The organism is Streptomyces sp. DT190, from assembly GCF_049846985.1.
Taxonomy (GTDB): Bacteria; Actinomycetota; Actinomycetes; order Streptomycetales; family Streptomycetaceae; genus Streptomyces.
On the sequence record NZ_JBNCNM010000001.1, the window covers coordinates 339,020 to 353,295 of the forward strand.

General features: G+C 73.8%; 10 protein-coding genes. 4 read left to right on the forward strand and 6 right to left on the reverse strand.

Going from position 1 to position 14,276, the window contains the following annotated elements:
• Positions 1 to 108: 108 nt before the first annotated feature.
• From ACPXCS_RS01505 to ACPXCS_RS01515, 3 genes are read left to right on the forward strand one after another with little or no spacing between them, the layout of a single operon-like run.
• Positions 109 to 1,941 carry a glycosyltransferase gene (locus ACPXCS_RS01505; RefSeq protein ID WP_425946055.1) on the forward strand — a complete coding sequence of 611 codons (1,833 nt, stop codon included), beginning with the start codon at positions 109 to 111 and terminating at the stop codon, positions 1,939 to 1,941.
• The gene (locus ACPXCS_RS01510; RefSeq protein WP_425946056.1) at positions 1,938 to 2,708 is read left to right on the forward strand and encodes a hypothetical protein; all 771 of its coding nucleotides are present in this window, start codon (positions 1,938 to 1,940) and stop codon (positions 2,706 to 2,708) included. Before ACPXCS_RS01505 ends, ACPXCS_RS01510 begins: the two co-directional genes overlap by 4 nt.
• Positions 2,709 to 2,712: 4 nt before the next feature.
• On the forward strand, positions 2,713 to 3,540 hold the full coding sequence (locus tag ACPXCS_RS01515; RefSeq protein WP_425946057.1) for a glycoside hydrolase family 16 protein: 828 nt from the start codon (positions 2,713 to 2,715) through the stop codon (positions 3,538 to 3,540).
• 28 nt (positions 3,541 to 3,568) lie between these two features.
• Here the strand turns inward: ACPXCS_RS01515 and ACPXCS_RS01520 are convergent, their stop codons facing one another.
• Genes ACPXCS_RS01520 through ACPXCS_RS01540 form a run of 5 tightly spaced genes read right to left on the reverse strand, consistent with a single transcriptional unit; the run spans position 3,569 to position 8,850 of the window.
• On the reverse strand, positions 3,569 to 4,393 hold the full coding sequence (locus ACPXCS_RS01520; RefSeq protein WP_425946058.1) for a polysaccharide deacetylase family protein: 825 nt from the start codon (positions 4,391 to 4,393) through the stop codon (positions 3,569 to 3,571).
• Positions 4,390 to 5,379 (reverse strand): glycosyltransferase family 2 protein, encoded by a 990-nt coding sequence (locus ACPXCS_RS01525; protein WP_425946060.1) that lies wholly within the window; start codon positions 5,377 to 5,379, stop codon positions 4,390 to 4,392. Before ACPXCS_RS01525 ends, ACPXCS_RS01520 begins: the two co-directional genes overlap by 4 nt.
• Before the next feature lie 16 nt (positions 5,380 to 5,395).
• Positions 5,396 to 6,745 carry a lipopolysaccharide biosynthesis protein gene (locus ACPXCS_RS01530; RefSeq protein WP_425946062.1) on the reverse strand — a complete coding sequence of 450 codons (1,350 nt, stop codon included), beginning with the start codon at positions 6,743 to 6,745 and terminating at the stop codon, positions 5,396 to 5,398.
• Positions 6,746 to 6,754: 9 nt separating this feature from the next.
• The gene (locus ACPXCS_RS01535) at positions 6,755 to 8,026 is read right to left on the reverse strand and encodes a glycosyltransferase (RefSeq protein ID WP_425946063.1); all 1,272 of its coding nucleotides are present in this window, start codon (positions 8,024 to 8,026) and stop codon (positions 6,755 to 6,757) included.
• Positions 8,023 to 8,850 (reverse strand): glycosyltransferase family 2 protein, encoded by an 828-nt coding sequence (locus ACPXCS_RS01540; protein WP_425946064.1) that lies wholly within the window; start codon positions 8,848 to 8,850, stop codon positions 8,023 to 8,025. The genes ACPXCS_RS01535 and ACPXCS_RS01540 overlap by 4 nt, the downstream gene beginning before the upstream one ends.
• Before the next feature lie 190 nt (positions 8,851 to 9,040).
• Between ACPXCS_RS01540 and ACPXCS_RS01545 the strand changes: the two genes are divergently transcribed.
• Positions 9,041 to 10,855: a glycoside hydrolase family 15 protein gene (locus ACPXCS_RS01545; protein WP_425946065.1), complete on the forward strand. Its 1,815-nt coding sequence runs from the start codon at positions 9,041 to 9,043 to the stop codon at positions 10,853 to 10,855.
• 268 nt (positions 10,856 to 11,123) lie between these two features.
• Here ACPXCS_RS01545 and ACPXCS_RS01550 read toward each other — a convergent pair whose 3' ends face one another.
• A complete protein-coding gene (locus ACPXCS_RS01550; RefSeq protein WP_425946066.1) occupies positions 11,124 to 14,225 on the reverse strand; it encodes a putative bifunctional diguanylate cyclase/phosphodiesterase in 3,102 nt (1,033 codons plus the stop codon).
• Positions 14,226 to 14,276: the final 51 nt, after the last annotated feature.

Consider the following 14,276-nt stretch of genomic DNA (forward strand, 5'->3'; position numbering starts at 1 on the left):
CTCCGGCGGGTCGTCCCTCTGCTGCCGGTCGAACAAAACGGCAGTAACGTAATATTTAGCATTTATGCCGCATGTCGGCCGATTCGGAGCGCTGGTGAGGGCATCTCCATGGGCAAGCGTTCGCCGCTGACGACAGGGCAGTGGGCACCGCGTGCCGTCGGCGAGACGCAGCGCCCCGGCGGCATCCCGCCCGTCGTACCGGCCGGCCGGCGAGGCCCCGCCGTGTCGCAGTGGGTGGCACGGGCCGCCCTGCCCGTCGCGCTCGTCCTGTGGCTGCTGTCGCTGCGCCACGTGAACCTGCGCGCCATGACCGACCTGGGCCTGCTCCAGGTGCTGCCGGTGCTCTTCTGGGTCGCCCTCGGTCTGCTCGCCGTCGGCTTCTGCGCGGCCCTGTCCGACCGTCGCACCCGGGGCGGGTGGTTCGCCGCCTATGTCGTCGGCCTCATCGCGATCCTGCACGCCACGCCGGCCCTGCTGTATCCGACCCTCCGCTACGGCTGGGCGTGGAAGCACGTCGCCGTCGTCGACGCCATGATCCGCAACGGCGGCAGTGTGCCCGGTGCGCCCCAACTCGACGTCTACGACCAGTGGCCGGGCTTCTTCCAGCTCAACGCTCTGGTGGTACAGGCCACCGGGCTGGAGTCGTCCCTCGGTTACGCGGTGTGGGCGCCGCCCGTCAACAACGTCCTGCTGCTCGCGCCGCTCCTGCTGATCTACCGGGCCGTGACCGCCGATCGCAGACTCGTCTGGGGGGCGGCCTGGATCTTCTACTCCTGCTCGTGGGTGGGGCAGGACTACTTCGCGCCCCAGGCGTTCGCGTTCCTGCTCTTCGTCACGCTGATCGCGCTCGTGACGGGGCAGTTGAAGACCGCAGCGGAGCGACCACCGGGCTCGGGGGCCGGGGCGTGGCCCGTCGGCCGGTACCTGCTGGTCGTGCTCGTCATGGCGGTGATCGTCTGCTCGCACCCGCTGACCCCCCTGATGATGCTCAGCGCTCTGGTCGCGCTGTCGCTGCCGCGACGCAACCGGCGCGTGCTGCTGCCCGTTCTGGGCGCCGGGGTCCTGCTCACCCTGGTCTGGGACGCCACGGTGGCGCGTCCGTTCGTCTCCGCCCACCTGAGCGAGTTCGTGGGCGCGCTGCTGAAGCCGGACTCCAACGTGGTCTCCGGACTCGCGGCGCTGGACGCCGCCGCCCCCGGACAGGTGATGGTCTCCTGGGTCGACCGGGGCCTGTCCGCCGCGGTGTTCCTGCTGGCGGCCCTGGCGTTCGTCGTACGGCGCTGGACCCGCCGTACGGGCATGCCGCTGCTCGTCCTCGCCCCGATGCCGGTGCTGATCGCGAACTCCTACGGCGGCGAGATGATCTTCCGCGCCTACCTGTTCGCGCTGCCCGCCGCCGCCCTCCTCATCGCCGCACTGCTGTTCGAGTCGCGGGGGCGTCCACGGCTGCGCGTCTTCGTGGCCGCCCCGCTGCTGCTGGCGATGCTCGGCGGACTGCTGTTCGGCTACTACGGCAAGGAGTCGGCGAACCAGTTCACCGAGGACGAGGTGGCCGCCACCCACTTCGTCACGGCCACCACGCCCCCCGGATCCCTGATCGTCTCCCTCACCTCGGACGTGCCCGGCCTGGAGATGAACTACGACAAGCACCCGCGGATCCAGCTCAACGAGCAGGAACTCGCGGTCCGGCAGCGGCTGGTGAACGACCCGATCGAAGGGCTGGAGCCGTTCATCGACGGCGCCACCGTCCGCGAACCGGCCTACATCGTGCTCACCCGCGCCCAGGCCGCCGAGTGCTACCTCAACGGCACCCTTCCCGCCGACACCATGCGGCGGATGGACACCGCGATGGCGGACACCGCGGGGTTCGTGCAGGTGTTCCGCAGCCAGGACGCCGTGGTCTACCGGTACCAGAACCCCGAGGCGAAGGAGGCGCCATGAGCACGACTCCCACCGGCCTTCCGGCGCGCTGGAGTTGGCCGTTGCGCCTCGCGCTCGCCCTGTCCGGCTGGCTCGCTCTCGCCGCGACCCTGGCCCTGCCGGACGCGGGCGCACCGCGCCTGCTGATCGTGTGCGTGTTCCTGCTGCTGTGCCCGGGGGCCGCCGCCACCCGGTGGGCCAGGCCCACACCCTGGCACGAGCGCGGCTGGCCGTTCGTCGTGGAGACCGCGCTCCTGGCCGTGGTGCTCAGCCTCTGCCTGGCGGTCCTCGCGGCGGAGCCGTACTACCTCAGCGGCTCCTTCACCACCACACGCGTGATCGCCACCCTGGCGGCCGTCACGTCGGTCCTGGCCCTGCTGCCCGCACCGGGCCGCCACCGGCCTCCGGCACGGCGCACCGGCCCCGGCGCAGCGCCTGCCACGCCCTCCACCCGGTCCGATCCCACGACGGACACCGGGTACGGCCCGGGTGCCGCGGTCCGGTCGCCGCTCCCCGAACGGCCCGGCGCCCCGGGGGATGCGGGCCGGGTGGACGGCCGCGCCGAGGGCGGCCCGCGGCGGGCGCGCCGGGCCGCGCCGCCGCGCGGGCGAGCGGGTGGCCGCCCCGGCGGCCCGCTGTTCTCCGGGTTCGAGTCCTCCACGTCCGGTCTGTACTTCACCGGACTCGCCACGGCCCCCGGCCTGGGGCCGCTGATGCGCTCGATCCACGGCACCGGGTCCGCCGTCCGCCGCCTCACCGCCGCCGTCACGGCCGGGAAACGGCGGTAGTCCCGTGCCGGCGCGACGGCTTCGAGCCGCCCTGGCCGCCCTGGCGACGACGCTGGTGCTGACCGTCGGCTGCGCTGCCACCGAGAAAACGGAGACACCACCCAGGCCGGGGCCCGTCCCACAGGAATGGGACCTGGCGTTCCGTGACGAGTTCGACGGCTCCGAACTCGACACGGACCGCTGGGCCACCTGTTACGACTGGAACGAGGACGGCTGCACCAACAGCGGCAACGACGAGAAGCAGTGGTACCTGCCCGGCCAGGTCTCCGTCGGCGACGGGCGGCTGCGCCTGGACGCCGAGCGGCGCCCCACGACCGGCAGCGACGACAAGACCTATCCGTGGCGGTCCGGCATGATCTCGACGGGCCGGGACGACTGGTACGGCGAGCCCCGTCACGTGTTCACGTACGGCTACTTCGAGGCGTCCATCCGGATCCCCTCCCAGGAGGGGATGTTCCCCGCGTTCTGGATGATGCCGGCCTCCAAGTTCACGCCCCCCGAGCTGGACATCATGGAGTTCTTCGAGCGCACCGACCGGGTCATGATGTACGCGCACTGGCGCAGCCCGGAGGGCGACCAGCGGGCGCGCGGGACGTTCGGGCCCGTCCCGTTCCCGGAGAGGCACCACGTCTTCGGCATGCTCTGGACCCCCGACGAGGTGAGCTGGTACGTCGACGGGGTCCGCAGGTTCCGCGTGACCGAGCCCGAGCGGATCCCGCACGTGCCCATGGAGGTCCTGATCAACCTGGCCGTCGGCGTGCCCCGGTCGCCGCCCCCGTCCGTCGGCTCCGCCGTGATGACGGTGGACTGGGTGCGTGTCTGGCAGCAGTAGGGCCGGCCCCCGGACGAGGACGGGCCGGTCACCGGGAGGGTGTCAGCACCGGGTAGGGATGGTCGAGGCCGGCCCGCAGCCGCCGGTAGTGCCGCCAGGCCCTGGTACGGGCCCGCTCCGGGAACGGCGCCACCGGCGCACCCGTTCCCCGCACCCAGGCCAGGAACCGCTCCCGCGAAGTGTCGGCGCGCACCATCAGCCGGGCGATGCGCAGCACTTCGTCCGCGACGGAGCTGAAGCCGTACCGGACGGCGGCCGCCGAGGTCCACCCCGCTTCCGCCACCAGGCGACGCACCGCGCGGTCGTTGTAGCCGTGGGGATAGGCGAACGCGCCGACGCGATGCCCGAGGACGTCCTCCAGCCGGGCCTTGCAGCCCTCGATCTCCTCCCGGGCGGCCTGCCGGGGGAGGGCGTCCAGCTGCGGATGGGTCCGGGTGTGCCCGCCGATCTCCACGCACGGGTCGAGCTCCCCGACCTGACGCCACGTCAGCATGGGCGCGGAGGGAAGGAGACTGCCGCTTTCCGGTGGCCGGGACGCCGCCCCGCCCAGCGCGCCCGTGGTGACGTAGAGGGTCGCCGGCAGGCCCCGGGCGGCGAGCAGCGGTGCCACGGTGGTGTGGAAGTCGGCGAACCCGTCGTCGAAGGTCAGCACGGCCGGCCGGGCCGGCAGCGGCGGACCGCCGCGCAGCGCGGCGACCAGACGGCGCAGCGGGACGACCTGCAGACCGTGGTCCGCCATGAGGTCGAGCTGCCCGGCGAAGACCCGCGGGCTCACCGTGAAGGGGGCGATCCACGCAGGCGGGTCGGCGGACACCGAGTGGTACACGAAGACGGGGACGGGCTGGTACGTCATACCGGGCTCTCCTTCACCGGCGCGCGGCGGGGCGGTTCGGCGGCCCGGCGGGGCGAGCGGGCGGCGCAGCGCCGGGCCCGCACCGAGCCCACGGCGTATCCCAGGACGGTGGCACCGACGCCGAGAGCCAGGGCGAGGGCGGTACGGGCCGGAGCGGGGCGGCCCGGGTGCAGGGCGTCACGGAAGGCGCGCGGAATGGTCGTCGTGAGGTAGGCGCGTTCGCTGGACAGGGCGGCGGAGCCGTTGCCGTACCGGGCCACCAGGGCCTTGGAGAGGCCCTCGGCGTAACAGCGGGCCCGGAAGTACGACCATGTGGCGCGTGCGGCGGGGACCCGGTGCCGGACGGCGGCCGAGGGGTCGTGGAGCAGGACGGCGTCCGGCAGGCGGGAGGTGATGCGCAGACACAGCTCCGTCTCCTCGCAGCCCAGGGGCCGGGTGCCCACCCGTCCCAGATCGGTCCGGAAGCCACCGGCCGTGCGGAGCGCGTCCTTGCGGAACGACATGTTGGCCCCGATGAAGTTGCGCACCGGCGCGGGCTCCCGGGGCAGTCCGCGGTACGAGCAGCCGACGACCCAGTCGAACTCCGGCGGGAACCAGGCGGGACGGTCCGTCTCCCACCACGGGACGACGAGCCCGCCCACCCCGGCCACCCGCGGGTCGCGGTAGTCGCTCAGCAGGCGTTGCGTCCACGAGGGGTGGGCGGCCGCGTCGTCGTCGAGGAAGGCCACCACGTCCCCGACGGCCGCCTCGACGCCGGTGTTCCGGGCGCCGGACAGGCCCCTGCGCTGCTGGTTGGCCAGCACCCGTACGCCGGGCAGCATACGGCCGGCCAGCCGCAGGAGTTCGGGGCAGTGGTCGACGACCAGCACGATGTCCTCGGGCGGACGGCGCTGGGACTGCACAGAGACGAGAGCGGCCTGCAGGTCCTCCCAGCGGTCGAGCGTGTAGGCGCACACGACGACGGAGAGGCTCGGGTCGGCGTTCATGACGTTCTCCCGGGGGTCATGGCGTGCTCACGGAGGCGGGCACCAGCCAGCGGGACCGCCGGATCAGCAGGGGTGCGGCGATCAGGCACTCCGCCGCCAGCCACGCGACACCGGCGCCCGTCACCCCCAGGACCGGCAGCAGCAGCTGGACCAGTCCGAGCACCAGCACGCACAGGGCGATCTGGAGTCCGACCACCAGGCGCATGCGGCGCCGGGCCCGCAGCACGTCCACGGCCACGCTGAAGACCAGGTTGGGCAAGGCGGCGAGGGCCAGCAGCCGCAGCGGGGTGGTGCCGTGCTCGGCGTAGCCCGGCCCGAACAGCTCCAGGATCCAGGGCGCCCCCGCGACGATCACGGCGACTCCGGCGGCCAGCATCATCCCGGAGTGGCGCAGCACCCGCAGTCCGTGCTCCGCGAGCCGTTCGGGGCGGCTCACCACTTCGACGACCAGTGAGCTGCCCATGTTGCGCACCACGAGGAACAGCACGTAGCCGATGATCCAGGCGAGGGAGAAGTAGGCGCTCTGCTCGGCTCCGAGGGCGTTCAGCACCATCAGGGGCACGAGCGTGTAGGCGGCCATGCGGAACAGGCTTCCGGCGTAGTCGGCCGCCGCGTAGCTGAGCAGCCGCGGCGGGCGCACGGCGTCGGGGTGCTCCCGCTCGTGGCGCGGCACCGCCCGGCGCAGCAGAAGGTAGTTGGCGACGAGCAGGGAGACGAGCAGGGCACCCGCCCAGGACAGCAGGATCCCGGTCCGCAGCGCCAGGAACGCACCGCCGGCCAGGAGCAGGATCTTGACGAACGCGAAGACCATGTTCTCGGCGACGACCCAGCCGGGGCGGCGCATCGCCGTCAGCGCCCCGTCCTGGAGGACGAAGACGGTGTACGCGGCGGTCGCCGCCACGAACCAGACGGCGACCAGGGGGTCCCGCAGGAAGGCCAGTTCGGGGGAGAGCGCCGGTACGAGGAGGACGAAGAGGAGGCAGACCAGGGCGCTCCAGGAGGCGGTCACCGCGTAGCAGGTCAGCAGCAGTTTCCGGGTCTGCCGTCCGGAGCAGGGCAGGAACCGGATCAGGAAGTCGTTGAGGTTGAGCTGGCCGATGTTGGCCAGCAGCAGGGACGCGGACAGGGCGGAGTAGCTCACGCCCACGACCTCGTCGTCGTACCAGTGGGTGGCGAACAGCCAGAAGATCGCGCCGACTCCCGCGTTGACCAGCGAACTGATCGCCAGCAGATGGCCGTTGCGCACCAGGGGCTCGCTGGGCAGGACGCGGGCGATGCCGGTGCGCACCGCCGTGGTCACCGACCGGCCGCGACCCGGTGGAGACGGGTCCCCGGTTCGGCCGACTGTCTCCTGGGCGGTGTCCACGCTCACTCCTCAAGGCCAGCTGCGGCCGTTGCGGCGGCGACTGCGCAGATAGCCGACCGGCCCGTACAGCAGCCCGCGCAGTTCCAGGCGGGCGAGCTGCCGGGACCGCGCGGTGCCCGTCGTCGCCGCCTTGCGGTGCGCCTGGACCAGGGCGTACCGGATGCCCCCGGGCAGCCTGCGCAACAGGGCCGGGATCATCCGGGGTTCGCCGACCAGGGCGCCGGTGAGGTACGCGCCGAGCCCGGCTCCGTAGCCGAACGCCTGGGCGCGCAGGGCGTCCTGCGTGCGGCGGTGGCGGTGCCAGACGAGCGCGTCCGGCCGGTAGGCCAGTGCCTGCCCCGCGGTCAGCACCCGGAAGAAGGCGAGCAGGTCGTCCCCGCCGCGGGCCGGGGTCCCGGTGCCCGTGGCCGGGTCGAAGCCGCCCAGTGCCCGCAGGGTGGCGATCCGGAAGGCCATGTTGGTGCCCGAGCCGAAGCGCCCCGTCGTGAAGGGGAACAACGGGTCCCCGGGCGGGTGGCGCAGGGACCACACGCGCGGCGTGTACCCCTTGGCGAAGCCGCCGTGCCGTTCCAGGGCCGCCTGGGCGGCCGTCTCCAGTTCGGCCGGGACGATGAGCCCGGTCACGCAGCCGATGCCGGGGTCCTGGGCGAAGCCGTCCGCGAGCGCTGCGAGCCAGCCGGGGTCGACCAGGGTGTCGTCGTCGGTGAAGGCGGCGATCTCGCCGCGGGCGGCGGCAAGGCCCCGGTTGTGCGCGTGCGCCAGGCCCGCCCTCGGCTCGCGTACGTAGCGCACCCGCCCCCCGTAGGCGTCGCGGACCAGTCGCTCGGCCGCGTCGTCGCCCGGGGCGTTGTCCACGACGATCACCTCGAAGTCCCGGTACTCCATCCGCAGCAGGGAGTCCAGGCACGCGCGGAGCATCCCGGGCCGGTCGTGCGTCGCGACGATCACGCTGACGGACGGCGCGACCGGCGTGGACGCCCGGGCGGGCGGCGCGGCGGGCGGCAGCGGGAACCGCCGCCGGGCGGTGTCGGCCACCGACCGCCACAGGTCCTCGGGGGAGGTGCCGGCCGCGCCGACCAGGCCCAGGGGCCGGCCGCGCAGCCGCACCAGGGCCAGGACCGGCGCCGTGGGGTGGATCGGTCCCGGTCCTCCGGGCGGGCGGAACTCGTGGGGCCGCGCCAGATCCACGTCGACCACCTCGACGGGGGTGCGTGCCGTCTCCGGCGAGCCCGGATCCGCCGTCGCGCGAGGTCCGGCCGGAGCCCTGCGGGTGACACTCATGCCGGGCTCCGTCCGGCCCGTGCGGCGGCCCGGGCCCCGGGCCGTTCGGACAGGAGCGTCCGCAGCACCCGCCGGCCGTCGGAGATCGCGTGCAGGTTCGAACGCCCGCTGCGCCGCGGCAGTTCGAGGCTCGGGACCTCGGCGATGCGCAGGCCCGAGCGCAGGGCGTGGGCGATCATCTCGGTCTCGATCTCGAAGCCGGACGAGTGCAGGTCGAGGTCGTCGAGGAAGTCGCGGCGGAAGGCGCAGAACCCGTAGCACAGGTCCGTCAGTCTGGCGTCGTAGAGGTGGTTGACGGCGGCCAGAAGCACCAGGTTGCCGAGCCGGCGAACGGGGGTGATGTCGAGGGAGCCGCCGCCGGCGATGAACCGGGAGCCCTTGACGAAGTCGAAGCCGTTGTCGAGGAAGTGCAGGTAGTGGGGAATCTCCCCGGGCAGCATGCTGCCGTCCGCGTCCATCATGACGATGTGGTCGCCGGTCGCGGAGAGGAAGCCGGTGCGCAGGGCGTTCCCCTTGCCGGGGCCGCTCTGCTCGACGTGGCGGACCGTCGGCAGGCACCGGGTCGCCATGTGCACCGTGCAGTCGACGGAGTCCCCGTCGACCAGGATGACCTCGTCGACGCAGTCCGGGATCTGCTCGAAGACCCAGGGGATGTTGCGGGCCTCGTTCCGGGCGGGGACGACCAGACTCACCGTAGCGCGGGGCGGGGGGCGGTCACCGGCCCGGCGCAGGGGATGGGCGGCGCGGTCCGGGGAGGCGGAGCCGTGGCCGTCGGACCGCGTGACGAGGGAGGGATGCTCGGGCCGGTAGTGCTTGATCTTCATGATGCCGGTGTCCTCCGGTGGAGCGTCTCCGGAGAGAAGACGCCATACGTTTACGGCGTATACGTACATATTGCCCCTTTTGTTCCCCAGGTCAAGGGCTCGCACCGCCCGCACCCTGGGCCCCTGGCCGGGACGGTGCGACGGGCGTAGCGTGGACAGGGCAAAGTGCACGGTGGCGTAGCCCGCGATCATGAATGCACTCATCGAGGATTACGCCCTCATCAGCGATCTGGAGACGGCCGCCATGGTCGGCCGGGACGGGTCGGTCGACTGGCTCTGTCTGCCCCGCTTCGACTCCCCGGCCTGCCTGGCTGCCCTGCTGGGCTCGCCGGGCAACGGCCGCTGGCGTCTCGCCCCGGTCTCCGGCGGCACCTGTACGCACCGCTCCTACCGTGCCGACACGCTGGTCCTGGACTCCGTGTGGCGGACCCCCACCGGGATGGTGCGCGTCACCGACTTCATGCCGCCGCGGGCCGACGTGCCCTGCGTCGTCCGTCTGGTCGAGGGCGTGGCGGGCACCGTGGACCTGCGCAGCGAACTGCGGCTCCGCTTCCACCAGGGCCGGGTCGTGCCCTGGGTCCGGGACGTGGGCCACTGCACCGTCGCGGTCGCCGGCCCGGACGCCGTCTGGCTCGGCGGCGACGGCCCGGTACGGGACCGGGGCGACGAGGACGCCACCGTCTGGGAGTTCACCGTCACGGCCGGGCGCCGGCTGGCCCTCACCCTGGGCTGGACTCCCTCCCACCGGCCCGCGCCGCCCTCGCCCATGTCCGTCCCGGCGGAGACCGCCCTGAAGGAGACCGTCGACTTCTGGCGGCGCTGGGCCGGAAAGTGCCGCTACCGGGGGCCCTGGCGGGAGGCCGTGGTGCGGTCCCTCATCACGCTCAAAGCCCTCACCTACGCCCCCACGGGCGCCATCGTCGCCGCGCCCACCACCTCCCTGCCCGGCACCATCGGCGGCGAGGACAACTGGGACTACCGGTTCTGCTGGCTGCGCGACTCCACCCGGACCCTGTCGTGCCTGCTGCGCAGCGGCTACCGGGACGAGGCCACCGCCTGGCTGGACTGGCTGGTGCGTACCGTCGCCGGCGACCCCGCCGACCTGCAGTCGGTCTACGGCGTGAAGGGGCAGCGGCTGCTGCCCGAGACCGAGGCGCCCTGGCTCTCGGGATACGACGGCTCCCGCCCCGTGCGGTTCGGCACCTCGGCCGTGGGCTTGTTCCAGCTGGACGTGTACGGCGAAGTCATGGACACGCTGTGGCTGTCGCTCCGCGCGGGCATCGCGATGCCCGCCCATGTCTGGGAGCTGGTCGACTCGCTCATGGGGTTCCTGCTGCGGCACTGGCGGGAACCGGACCAGGGCCTGTGGCGGACGAACGGCCCGCGCCGCCAGTTCGTCCACTCCAAGGTCATGGTGTGGGTGGCCGCCGACCGCGCCGTGCGCATGGGCGAGCTGCTCGGCCGCAACGGCTCCTCAGGGCAGTGGCGGGCGCTGCGCGACGAGGTGCACCGGCAGATCTGCCGCGAGGGCTGGGACACGGCCCAGCAATCCTTCGTGCAGTCCTACGGCGCCCCCGGCCTCGATTCCTCGGCGCTGCTCATGCCCCGGGTCGGCTTCCTGCCGGGCCGCGACGAGCGGGTGCGCGGCACGGTACGGGCCCTGGCCCGGCTCGGGCACGGCGGATTCCTCCGGCGCTACGACGGGGACGGCCCCGGGCCGGACCGGCCGGGCGGCACCGACGGGGCGTTCGTCTCCTGTTCGCTGTGGTACGCCGACGCCCTCGCCGCCACGGGGCGCAGGCAGCAGGCCCGGGAGACCTTCGACCGGGTCCTCGCCGTGCGCAACGACGTCGGTCTGCTGTCCGAGCAGTGGGACCCGGACACCGGCCGCCAACTGGGCAACGCACCCAAGGCGTTCAGCCATGTCGCCCTGGTGGAGACGGCGTTCGGCCTGTCACCGGCGTCCGCGTGGAGCCGGCGCGGTCCGGGAGCGGTCCGCGAGTGAGACCGGCGGCCCGCGTTCCCGCCCGGCCGCCCGCGTTTCCCGCCCGGCCGCCCGCCTGCAGCCCGGCGACGCAGCCCGGCGACGCAGCCCGGTGCTGCCGCCCCGGTGATGCCGCCCGGCAAGGGGAGTGGCCCCCGCCGCTCGTGACCGGCTGGCCCCGCCGCTCGTGGTCCGACCGGCCGCACCGCGCCCACCGTCCGGTGCCGGCAGGCTGTCCGCCGCCCTTCGCCCTCGGCCGGTCGTCGGGCTCCGTCGGGTCCGGGCGGGGTCAGCCGGCCGGCGTTCGGGTTCCGTTCCGCCGGTGCAGCACGGCCTCGGCCCGGTCCAGCGTCATCGGCCGGGCGAACAGGAAGCCCTGCCCGTAGCGGCACCCGAGGCCCGCCAGCAGGTCCCGCTGCGGCTCCTCCTCGATGCCCTCCGCGATCACCTGCAGGCCCAGCGTGCCCGCGAGACGGACGATGCCCTCGACGAGGGCCACCTGCTGGGGGTCCTGCGGGATGCCGTCGATGAACGACTTGTCGATCTTCAGGACGTCGATGGGGAAGTCGCGGAGATAGCGCAGTGAGGAGAACCCGGTGCCGAAGTCGTCCACCGCGATGCGCACCTGACGATCCTTCAGGGCCCGGATCTGCGCGTCGAACTGCTCGGTGCGCCGCATGAGCACCGACTCGGTGAGTTCCACCTGCAGGGTGCCCTCGGCGAGGCCGGTCGCGTCCAGGGCGGTGCGCACCTCGTCCAGGAAGCTGGTGTCCCGCCACTGCCGTGCGGAGACGTTGACACTGACGTAGGGCGGATCGGACCCCGGCGTGCGGTGCTGGAGCCGGGCGAGGTCGGCCGTCGCCCTGCGCAGGACCCAGGCGCCCAGTGCCGAGATGTGCCCGGTCTCCTCGGCGAGCGGGATGAACTGCCCCGGCGGGACGGGATCGGGGCAGAGTTCCGGCCAGCGGACCAGGGCTTCGAAGCCCACGACCGCACCGGACGCGAGGTCCACCACCGGCTGGTAGCGCACGCCGAACTGCTCCTCGCTGACGGCCCGGTCGAGCCGGGCCTGCAGCTCGTGGCGCTCCACGACCCGCAGCCGCTGCTGGGGCTGGAACCGGCGCCAGGTGCGCTTGCCGGACGCCTTGGCCGCGTAGAGGGCCAGATCGGCCAGTGCCAGCAGGCCACCGGCGTCCGCGCTGTCCTCCGCCGTGGCCACGCCCACGCTGGCCGAGACGCTCACCGTCTCCACGTCCAGGTGGAAGGGCCGGCTCAGCGTCCGGACCACGTGGCCGGCCAGCACCTCCGCGTCGAGGGGCTGCTGCACCCCCTCCATCAGCACGGCGAACTCGTCACCGCCGAGGCGCGCCGCGGTGTCGGTGCGGCGCAGCGATCCCGACAGCCGCTCGGCCACGGCGCACAGCAGCCGGTCGCCGACCGAGTGCCCGAGCGTGTCGTTGACGATCTTGAAGTCGTCCAGGTCGATGAAGAGCAGGCAGGTCGCCGTCGACTCGCGCAGGCCCCGGCGCAGCGCCCGTTCGGTCCGCTCCAGCAGCAGGGCGCGGTTGGGCAGGCCGGTCAGGGGGTCGTGGAAGGCCCTGCGGGTGAGTTCACGCTCCAGCTGCCGCTGCTCCGTGACGTCCCGCAGGGTGACGACCAGGCCGCCCACGGTGGGGTCCCGGCGCAGGTCGCGGCAGCGCACCTCCACTTCGATGCCGTCCGTGTCGCGGCGTACCCGCCAGCTGTCGTGCGCCTCCTGCGGGCCGCCGTGAAGCACGGCGTCCAGGGTCCGGACGGCCCGCTGGCGTTCCCGGGGGTCCACCAGGTCCGGCAGCCGCAGGCCGGTGAGTTCGGCGCTGCCGAACACGCTCGGCGCGGACGGGCTGGCGTAGCGGACGGTGGTGTCGTCGTCGACGATGAGGATGATGTCCGAGGCGTTGTGCACGAGCGTGCGGAAGTACGCCTCGTTCTCCTTGCGGATGACCTCCCGCCGCAGCGCGATGCGTTCCGTCGCGAGCCCCGCCTGCGAGGCGAGCAGCTCCAGGGAACCGCGCATCTCGGCGAGTTGCCGCTGGGCGCCCGCCGCCAGCAGTGCGCCCGGGAGCTCGCTGCCGGCCGGCTGCTCGGGCGGGACCATGGGGCACAGCAGGGCGGCGGGCAGCTCGCCGAGCCGGGCGGCGATCTCGGGCCCGAGTGCGTCGACCGGGACCATGACGGTGCGGCCCCGGTCCGCCTCTGCGGACCGGCGGCGCGCGGCGCCGGGATGTTCGGCCCGGCTGGGACGGCGCGCCAGACGCGCGTACAGCTCCCGGGCCTCCCCGGACGACAGCAGCAGGGTCAGGTGCCGGCCCGGCGGCCTGAACAGGGCGGTGACAGCCTCGTCGCAGACCCGTTCGATCTCCGCCGGCCAGACCGTGCCGACCAGGGACGCGGCCGCCTTGCGCAGGGCCAGCTCCCGCGTCATGGCCCGGCGGTGCGCGACGACCATCAGGGTCAGCCGCAGGATCACCAGCAGGAACAGCACACCGGAGAACGCGGCCAGCACGGTCGCGTCGTACGCCAGGCCCAGGCTCTCCTCGTGGACGAGGATCGCGGGCGGGATCAGGGTCCCGGCGGCGAGCAGCAGCAGCCGGTGCCGGGGCGGCAGCAGGGCCGGCGGCGGGGGCTCCCGGACCGCCGGCCGCGCCATGGAGGGGTGCAGCGCGGCGAGCCCCCAGGCCGTGTAGAACACGATCCGGCCGGCGTCCGGCAGGGTTCCCGGCTGCCAGGCGCCGTCGAGATGCAGGAGACCGTGGGCGACGTCGAAGCCGAGCAGGGCGAGGGCGCCCAGGGCGAGCAGCTGTGCGGACCGGTTCGGGCCGGCCGCGGAGTGCCGGGAGAGGCGGGGGACCAGCAGCGCCAGCATCAGGACGTCCCCGAGCGGACAGGCGATGCCGACCGCGCGCTGCTGCCAGCTCAGCCCTTCAGCCCGGGCCAGCGGCAGCACCAGGTACACCCACACCGGCAGGGCCAGCCCGGCGGTGATGACCACGGTGTCGAGCAGGCCGGGCAGGTCACGGGCCCTCGGGCGGTAGCGCGCCAGCCCGGCCAGCCCCACGGCGAACAGGGGATAGGCCAGGCAGCGGAAGAGGTCCGCCGGGACGGGGAGCGCGTGCGGGGCGGGGAAGCCGGTCTCCTGGGCGTGCGCGTAGGCGTCGCCCGCGGCGAGGGCCAGCAGCCCGGCCGCGAGCAGCAGCCACGGCAGGCGGTGCGCGGGCCGGTGCACGCGCACGCCGGTGACGACGGCGGCCGCTCCCGCCGGCCCGATGACGGCCCACAGCGGTGTGCGCAGCACCGGAACGGTCAGGGCGAGAGCGGTGAGCACGCCGACCGCCGCGAGGTGGCCCCCCATCAGCCGGCGGGTCGGCCGCACCGCCGTCCCGCCTGCACGGAGCGCCGGTAC

What these genes read in the sequence shown, in the direction of transcription:
- ACPXCS_RS01505 (WP_425946055.1), top strand. Translation starts at nt 109, where the DNA reads ATGGGCAAGCGTTCGCCGCTGACGACAGGGCAGTGGGCACCGCGTGCC.
- ACPXCS_RS01510 (WP_425946056.1), top strand. Translation starts at nt 1,938, where the DNA reads ATGAGCACGACTCCCACCGGCCTTCCGGCGCGCTGGAGTTGGCCGTTG.
- ACPXCS_RS01550 (WP_425946066.1), bottom strand. Translation starts at nt 14,225, where the DNA reads ATGGGGGGCCACCTCGCGGCGGTCGGCGTGCTCACCGCTCTCGCCCTG.
- ACPXCS_RS01535 (WP_425946063.1), bottom strand. Translation starts at nt 8,026, where the DNA reads ATGAGTGTCACCCGCAGGGCTCCGGCCGGACCTCGCGCGACGGCGGAT.
- ACPXCS_RS01520 (WP_425946058.1), bottom strand. Translation starts at nt 4,393, where the DNA reads ATGACGTACCAGCCCGTCCCCGTCTTCGTGTACCACTCGGTGTCCGCC.
- ACPXCS_RS01525 (WP_425946060.1), bottom strand. Translation starts at nt 5,379, where the DNA reads ATGAACGCCGACCCGAGCCTCTCCGTCGTCGTGTGCGCCTACACGCTC.
- ACPXCS_RS01540 (WP_425946064.1), bottom strand. Translation starts at nt 8,850, where the DNA reads ATGAAGATCAAGCACTACCGGCCCGAGCATCCCTCCCTCGTCACGCGG.
- ACPXCS_RS01545 (WP_425946065.1), top strand. Translation starts at nt 9,041, where the DNA reads ATGAATGCACTCATCGAGGATTACGCCCTCATCAGCGATCTGGAGACG.